Origin of the sequence: Pengzhenrongella sp. (assembly GCF_036565025.1) — a bacterium.
Lineage (GTDB): Bacteria > Actinomycetota > Actinomycetes > Actinomycetales > Cellulomonadaceae > Pengzhenrongella.
The window spans coordinates 1-6,880 of sequence record NZ_DATCNW010000190.1 but is presented as its reverse complement, the minus strand read 5'-3'; the positions used below and the strand labels follow the sequence as shown (position 1 = coordinate 6,880).

Annotated in this window: 9 protein-coding genes; 5 read left to right on the top strand and 4 right to left on the bottom strand. The window is 70.4% G+C overall.

Annotation, left to right across the window (positions count from 1 at the left end; translation table 11 throughout):
* Positions 1-394: hypothetical protein (locus tag VIM26_RS11075; RefSeq protein WP_331951100.1), on the bottom strand; the 394-nt coding region annotated here is incomplete at its 3' end.
* Between the two features lie 184 nt (positions 395-578).
* Between VIM26_RS11075 and VIM26_RS11070 the strand changes: the two genes are divergently transcribed.
* Positions 579-1,076: a DUF6584 family protein gene (locus VIM26_RS11070; RefSeq protein ID WP_331951098.1), complete on the top strand. Its 498-nt coding sequence runs from the start codon at positions 579-581 to the stop codon at positions 1,074-1,076.
* Positions 1,077-1,154: 78 nt separating this feature from the next.
* Here VIM26_RS11070 and VIM26_RS11065 read toward each other — a convergent pair whose 3' ends face one another.
* Positions 1,155-1,472 (bottom strand): hypothetical protein, encoded by a 318-nt coding sequence (locus VIM26_RS11065; protein ID WP_331951096.1) that lies wholly within the window; start codon positions 1,470-1,472, stop codon positions 1,155-1,157.
* 255 nt (positions 1,473-1,727) lie between these two features.
* Here VIM26_RS11065 and VIM26_RS11060 point away from each other — a divergent pair, with 255 nt between their 5' ends.
* Positions 1,728-2,198 carry a hypothetical protein gene (locus tag VIM26_RS11060; protein ID WP_331951094.1) on the top strand — a complete coding sequence of 157 codons (471 nt, stop codon included), beginning with the start codon at positions 1,728-1,730 and terminating at the stop codon, positions 2,196-2,198.
* An 83-nt stretch (positions 2,199-2,281) separates the two neighbouring features.
* Here VIM26_RS11060 and VIM26_RS11055 read toward each other — a convergent pair whose 3' ends face one another.
* Positions 2,282-2,494: a hypothetical protein gene (locus VIM26_RS11055; protein ID WP_331951092.1), complete on the bottom strand. Its 213-nt coding sequence runs from the start codon at positions 2,492-2,494 to the stop codon at positions 2,282-2,284.
* A 179-nt stretch (positions 2,495-2,673) separates the two neighbouring features.
* On the opposite strand from VIM26_RS11055, the gene sucC reads away from it, so the two are divergent.
* The 3 genes from sucC to VIM26_RS11040 all read left to right on the top strand — a co-directional run bounded on the left by sucC (position 2,674) and on the right by VIM26_RS11040 (position 6,308).
* Complete coding sequence (sucC, locus tag VIM26_RS11050; protein WP_331951090.1) at positions 2,674-3,840, top strand: ADP-forming succinate--CoA ligase subunit beta; 1,167 nt, start codon at positions 2,674-2,676, stop codon at positions 3,838-3,840.
* 34 nt (positions 3,841-3,874) lie between these two features.
* Positions 3,875-4,762, top strand: a complete 888-nt coding sequence (sucD, locus tag VIM26_RS11045; protein WP_331951088.1) for a succinate--CoA ligase subunit alpha — start codon at positions 3,875-3,877, stop codon at positions 4,760-4,762.
* A gap of 229 nt (positions 4,763-4,991) precedes the next feature.
* The gene (locus VIM26_RS11040) at positions 4,992-6,308 is read left to right on the top strand and encodes a DUF6350 family protein (protein ID WP_331951086.1); all 1,317 of its coding nucleotides are present in this window, start codon (positions 4,992-4,994) and stop codon (positions 6,306-6,308) included.
* Between the two features lie 33 nt (positions 6,309-6,341).
* Here VIM26_RS11040 and VIM26_RS11035 read toward each other — a convergent pair.
* The coding region (locus VIM26_RS11035; RefSeq protein ID WP_331951084.1) for a hypothetical protein at positions 6,342-6,880 on the bottom strand (539 nt) is incomplete at its 5' end.

The following is a 6,880-nucleotide window of genomic DNA, read 5'->3' as shown; positions in this document are numbered from 1 at the left end:
CCGGGTTCATCGCATCGCGCCGGGAGAGCACCTCGACCGCGGCGAGCTGGCGGGCCTTGGCCCAGGACGCGGTCCGTTCCAGCGCGGCGATCTGCTCGACGAGCTCGTAGTCCGGCAGCTGCTCGGAGTCCACCGAGTCGGCCCAGGCCGCCAGGGCCGCGGACCCCGGTGCCAGGTACATCCCCTCGCACGGCCGCGGGTCCTGGTCCTCGCAGCGCGCCAGCGCCTCGAAGAACGCCTCCCGCTCCAAGAACTCCGCGACCTCAGCAGCTACGACCTTCGGATCCTCATACCGCGCGTCCTCGACCGCCCACAAAGCCAGCAAATCCGCCGACGGCTCGACAAAGGACGCGACATTCTCGTCGCCATTCCCGCCGAACTCGTCATCGAACATGTGTTCTATGATACCGGAACAAACGAGAATGTCTATACCCCGAGTCGATCTCTGTGCACAACTTCTTCGCCGGCTCTGTGCGCGCCGAATGGCTCAGCGGCGCCGAACTCACGGCGCCCACTCTGGGTTCCGCGCAGGACAATCCGATAGGGATGGTGTCTGCTCACCAACTACTGTCGCGTTCATGGTGGGAGTGATTGAGCGGGCACGTGCAGATCTGGCGTCCGGTCAACGATGGAAGGCCCGAGATCGGCTCGCGGGCGCGCTCGTCGCGCAGGCGGATGACGAGCTGCTCGGACTTCTCGGCGAGGTCTATTTCGCCATGGGCGACCTGCCTGCCGCGGGCGCGGTGTGGTTCGGCTCGACTCGGCAGGGGCCAGCGGCCGAGGCTGCCGGGATCGCGTGGCGAGATCGGCACGGCCATGACGATCTGCAGCTTTGGCTGAGCCTCCCGCCCCTCGTTCGCCACGGCGCAAACACCCCCGCGGTCGAGGCGCTTCAAACCGCCGCAGCCGAGGCGGCAGCGGCCCGCAGGAGGAACAAGCATCGTGTGCCACGAGATGCGCCGTTGACGAAGCGGACTCTCAGGCTGTCGACGGTCGTCGGGGCGGTCAAGGGCATGACGGGTGCGGCCGTTCTCGTCGTCGGCCTCGTCACCATCGTCCGGTGGTTCTTGTTCTGAGCGCGCGCACCGGATCGCCGTCGGCCGGACCGGTGGAGTAGGAGCGTCGGTCATCCCGATCGGCGTGAGGTTCGCCGCTCAGACGCTCTGGCGCTGGTCGGGCCGATGCCCGGTCGAGGCGCACACAGCCACCAGCTGGGCTTCCAAGTCGGCGAGCTCACGGCCGAGGACGTCCGCCTTCCACGCCCACTCGGCCGCCTCGACGTCCATGCCCCAGGTGTTGGCGCACGCGCGGTGCCGGATCCCGGCCAACGCCCATCGAACGGTCACGTCCCGGATCCGGAGCCTCAGCCGAGCCTCCTCAAGCGTCGCGAGGGTCAGCCACGGCTCACCCGGCGCGGCGAACGCGTCCGTCGCCGGTAGACCGTCGACCCAGCGTTCCTGGTCGATGCTCATACCTATTAGATTGACGACACGGCGACTTATTACGCGGGTTTTGGGAGCGACACGCCGGGTTGGCGGCGATCTGTACCCGTTCGGCCGAACCTCGGCGTCCGTCGCAAGATCCAACGGAGATTCCCCGCCCGGAGATGAGATCTCGCCTCGAGAGTCCCGCGCGATTCCACCCTCCGCCCCAGAAGCAGGTAGCCCGTGCTGCGTCGTGTCCTGCCCCTGTTGGTCGTCGCTGCCGTGCTTGTGGGGTGTGCGCCAGTGCAACCCGTCTCCGAGGCGACGACGGATCCGGTCAGCGAGGAGACCCCCAGGGCGGCTGTGCTCACCCCTGGTGAGTCCCTCGTCGCGCGCGCGGGATCTGAGCTCGGTGGCGAGGTGCTCCCCGCTGGATACTCGTTCGAAGACGCGGTCGACGTCGACGGATCCGGGCTGGTCAGCCACATCTACGGTGGCCCCGAAGGTCCGGCCGGACCCGTGCTCTACATCCACACCGGCGGGTCGACGGCGGCCCTGACCGGGCGGTACGCGGCGGCCGTGCAAGAACGCCTCCCCGGCGTGAGCGACAACTTCCTGGTGACGATCGCCCGGGACCGCGACAAGGTTCGGCGGACCAACATCACCATCGTCACGATCGACGCCTCGCCGGCCGGAGTCGTCCGGCTGATCGGAGAGCTGCCGGAGGCCGACGTCGTGCTGACCGCGCGGCGCCTTGTCGATGGACCAAGCTGAGCGAAGAGCCTGCGCGATTCGTCCCGCGCGAAGAACGCTCGCTGCCGTCGTGCCACGGGGTCGTCGGGCGGCAGCTCCCGGAGTCAGAGCGAGTGAACGATCTCGGCAACCTGACCGAGCGTGAGCTGCGGCAGCGTCTGCTGGATCTCGCGTGCGGCAACGGCATCGCCACGCTCCGTGCGCATCGTCCGCAGCATCGCGCTGACCACGACGGCAGCGAGCGCCATGGCGCCCCAGATCTTTCCGTACATGCGGGATTCGGTCTGCGCTCGCGTCGGCGCCGTTCTTCCGCTCACTTGACCCTCCTGAGTGCATTCGAATACCGCTGCCTGACCCAATGCGCACGGCATCAATAAACTGTGGCCGGGGCAACATCTCTCGATGGCAAGATACCGGTCGCCCCCGGCTACCATCCTTGCGAGGCGACGTGGCTTCCCAGACCCACGCGCGCGGTCGACGGAAGGACGCAAGCCAGGTGGACCTGTTCGAGTACCAGGCACGTGACATCTTCGAGAAGCACGGGGTTCCCGTGCTGGGTGGCGTCGTCGCCACGACTGTCGAGGAGGCCCGCGCCGGCGCGGAGCAGCTCGGCGGCGGGACGGTTGTCGTCAAGGCGCAGGTGAAGACGGGTGGCCGCGGCAAGGCCGGCGGCGTCAAGCTCGCGCACACTCCTGCCGAGGCGGCCGAGAAGGCCGGCGAGATCCTCGGCATGGACATCAAGGGCCACACGGTCCACCAGGTGATGATCGCCGCCGGCGCCAAGATCGCCGAGGAGTACTACTTCTCGGTGCTGCTGGACCGGTCCGAGCGTCGCTACCTCGCGATGGCGTCCGTCGAGGGCGGCATGGACATCGAGCAGCTCGCGGTCGAGCGCCCGGACGCACTCGCGAAGATCGCCATCGACCCCCTCGTCGGGATCGACGCCGCGAAGGCGGCCGAGATCGTCGTCGCCGCGGGCTTCGCACTCGACGTCGCCGGCCCGATCGCCGACGTCTTCATCAAGCTGTGGGACGTCTACAAGAACGAGGACGCCACGCTCGTCGAGGTCAACCCGCTGGTGCGCACGGAGGACGGCTCGATCGTCGCGCTCGACGGGAAGATCACGCTCGACGAGAACGCGGACTTCCGTCACCCGGACCATCTCGAGCTCGAGGACGCCGCGGCGGCCGACCCGCTCGAGGCGCGCGCCAAGGACAAGGGTCTCAACTACGTCAAGCTCGACGGCTCCGTCGGCGTGATCGGCAACGGCGCGGGCCTCGTGATGAGCACCCTCGACGTCGTCGCCTACGCGGGCGAGGCGTTCGGCGGCGTCCTGCCGGCCAACTTCCTGGACATCGGGGGCGGCGCGTCCGCCGAGGTGATGGCGAACGGGCTGGACATCATCCTGTCCGACCCGCAGGTCAAGAGCGTCTTCGTGAACGTCTTCGGCGGCATCACCGCGTGCGACGAGGTCGCGAACGGCATCGTGGGCGCCCTGGAGAAGCTCGGCGACCACGCGACCAAGCCGCTCGTCGTGCGCCTCGACGGCAACAACGTGGTCGAGGGGCGCAAGATTCTTGCGGCCGCCGCGCACCCGCTGGTGACCATCGCGGACACGATGGACGGTGGCGCGGCCAAGGCCGCCGAGCTGGCCAACGCCTGAAGACCCCAGACCAAGAGACGAGAGAACTCACGCAATGGCAATCTTTCTGACCGAGGCCTCCAAGGTCATCGTCCAGGGCATGACCGGCTCCGAGGGCCAGAAGCACACGACCCGGATGCTCGCGTCCGGGACCGCCGTGGTCGGCGGCGTGAACCCGCGCAAGGCGGGCACATCGGTCGACTTCCCGGCGGCTGACGGCACCGTGTCCGTCCCCGTCTTCGGCACGGTGGCCGACGCCGTCGCGGCGACCGGCGCGGACGTGTCCGTCGTCTTCGTGCCGCCGGCCTTCACGAAGGCCGCCGTCATCGAGGCCGTCGACGCCGGCGTCCCGCTGATCGTGATCATCACCGAGGGCGTGCCCGTCGCGGACACCGCGGAGTTCTACACGCACGCCGCGGCGAAGGGCGTACGGCTCATCGGCCCGAACTGCCCCGGTCTGATCAGCCCCGGCAAGTCCAACGTGGGTATCATCCCCGCGGACATCTCCGGCGCCGGCAAGATCGGGCTGGTGTCCAAGTCGGGCACGCTGACCTATCAGATGATGTACGAGCTGCGGGACATCGGCTTCTCGACGGCGATCGGCATCGGCGGGGACCCGATCATCGGGACCACCCACATCGACGCCCTCGCGGCGTTCGAGGCCGACCCCGACACCGCGGCGATCGTGATGATCGGCGAGATCGGCGGCGACGCCGAGGAGCGTGCAGCGGCGTACATCAAGGAGCACGTGACCAAGCCGGTCGTCGGCTACGTCGCCGGGTTCACCGCACCGGAGGGCAAGACGATGGGCCACGCCGGCGCCATCGTCTCAGGTTCGAGCGGTACCGCCAAGGGCAAGCAGGAAGCCCTGGAGGCCGCCGGAGTCAAGGTCGGCAAGACCCCGAGCGAGACCGCCAACCTGGTCCGGGCCCTGCTCAACTGACCCAACCCGCGGCTGAGCTCAGCGCAACAGAACCACAGCACCAACACCGCAACGTCCGAGCGTTGACGTCCTATAGGACGTCAACGCTCGGACGTTGTGGGGTTGTGGGGTTGTGGGGTTGTCGGGTTTGGGTGGGTTTTCGGTTGACCTCGCCGTGCGGCGGGGCGGTGGTCGGCGCGCCGGAGCGCTCGGCGGGCTGAGCAGCGGCGAGCATGGAGGAGTGAATGGGTTGACGGGATCTACACCGAGCACCGGCGGTGGCCGGCTGTCCCAGCTCGGTCGCAAGGTGCTCACGATGGACGACGGCGCGTCGCGCTCGTTCGGCAGCGCGATCGACGGCGCCCCGCGCTGGGCGGCCGGCCTGGCCGCCGGCCTGCAGGCCGCGTTCCTCTCCCTCGCCGTGGTGGTCGCGCCGACCCTCGCCGCGTATGTCGCGACGTCGGCCGACCCGTCCAACGCCGACGTCGGCTGGCTCAGATCGGTCGCCATCGGCGCCGCGATCTGGTTGCTCGGTCACGGCGTCCCGCTGCACGCCGGCGGGGTCGATATCACGCTCATCCCGCTCGGGCTCACCGGGCTCGCCGTCTTCTGCTGCTACGCGTCCGCGCGGCGTTCGGGCTACGCCAGCGCGTCGGCCTTCGGCGCGGCCATCGGCGGCTACGTCGCGGTCGTGCTCGTCGTCGCGCTCGCGGTGTCGGCCGGGCCCGTGGGGATCCTGCGAGCCGTCGTCGGCGGGGCCTGCGTCGGCGTCGTCGGGCTCGGGGCCGGTCTGCTCGCCCAGCCGGACGCGCCCGCGTGGCGCGAGGTGACCCAGCCGCTGTGGGCGCGATTCCCCCCGGTGGCGCGCACGGCGGTCGTGGCGGGCGTCGGCGCGGTCGGGCTGCTCGTGATGGTCGCGGTGGTGGTCGTGGCGAGCTGGATCGTGCTCGGGCGCGACACCGTGACCCAGGTCGGTGCGAGCCTCGGCCTGGATGCCGTCGGCGGCACCGTGCTGGCCGCCGCCCAGCTCGCGCTGCTGCCGAACGTGGTCCTGTGGGTGCTCGCGTACGTGGCCGGCCCCGGGTTCGCCGTCGGTGCGGGCTCGCTCTACGCTCCCGCGGGCATCGTCGCCGGGCCGCTCCCCGCGCTTCCGCTGCTCGGCGCGCTGCCGACGGTCGACGGCGTTCCGTTGCCGATCGCGCAGTGGTGGCCGGTCGCGCTCGTGGTGGTCGGTGCGGTCGCCGGCTGGTGGCTGCACACCCGGCTGCCGCGTGCGACGTGGTGGCACCCGGTGGTCGCGTGCGCCGTCACCTCGGCGGCCGCCGGAGTCGTCTCGGGTGCGCTGGTCGCGCTCGCGGGTGGCTCGGCCGGGCCGGGCCGGATGACGGACGTCGGGGCGAGCGGCGTGCAGGTCGGCCTCGTGGTCGCCGTCGGCGTCGCGATCGGGGTCGTGCTGGTGGTGCTGCCGTCCAGCGCCGAGGTCCGGGCCGGCGTCAATGCGGCCTGGCGCCGAGTCCTGCACGCGGGGGCCTTCGCCGCCGCGCGCGACTCGGCCCCGGTGCACTGACGGGGGGTGACCCGCGACGGCGTGCTCGATCCGCTACGACGTGCTCGGCGGCTTCTTCAGGTCGTTCATTACGTGGTTGACCGAGTTCTTGAAGTCGACCTGGCACTTCTCGGTGGCGGAGATCGTCAACGCCCCCTGCAGGCAGTCCTGGCGTGCGAGCTGGATCGGCCACAGCGCGAGCAGGCTTGCCATCACCATCGCCATCAGCGCCGTCAAGGCGAGCCCGACGGCGAGCATCGGCACCAGCACGCCGCGCACGCCCGCGCGCCAGGCGGCGCTCAGCGCGCGGATGCCCACCACGAGCGCGGCCACCATGAACCCGAGCGAGGCGGCCTGCCACGGCAGCGGCAGCGCGCTGGTCAGCAGCGACGCGAGCAGCAGCAGCCCGAAGTGCATCACCAGCCGGCTCGCCGCGCGCGTCGCGAGCGGGTCGGGCGGACCGGTCCTCGCCCGCGCCCGCCGTGGGGAACAATGGGAGGAGTGCAGCCGCGGGCCGCGCCGTGGCCGGTCGGCCACCTGGCACAGGACCGCGAGAGGACTCAGGAGGGCACGTGGGCAATCCGTACGCACCG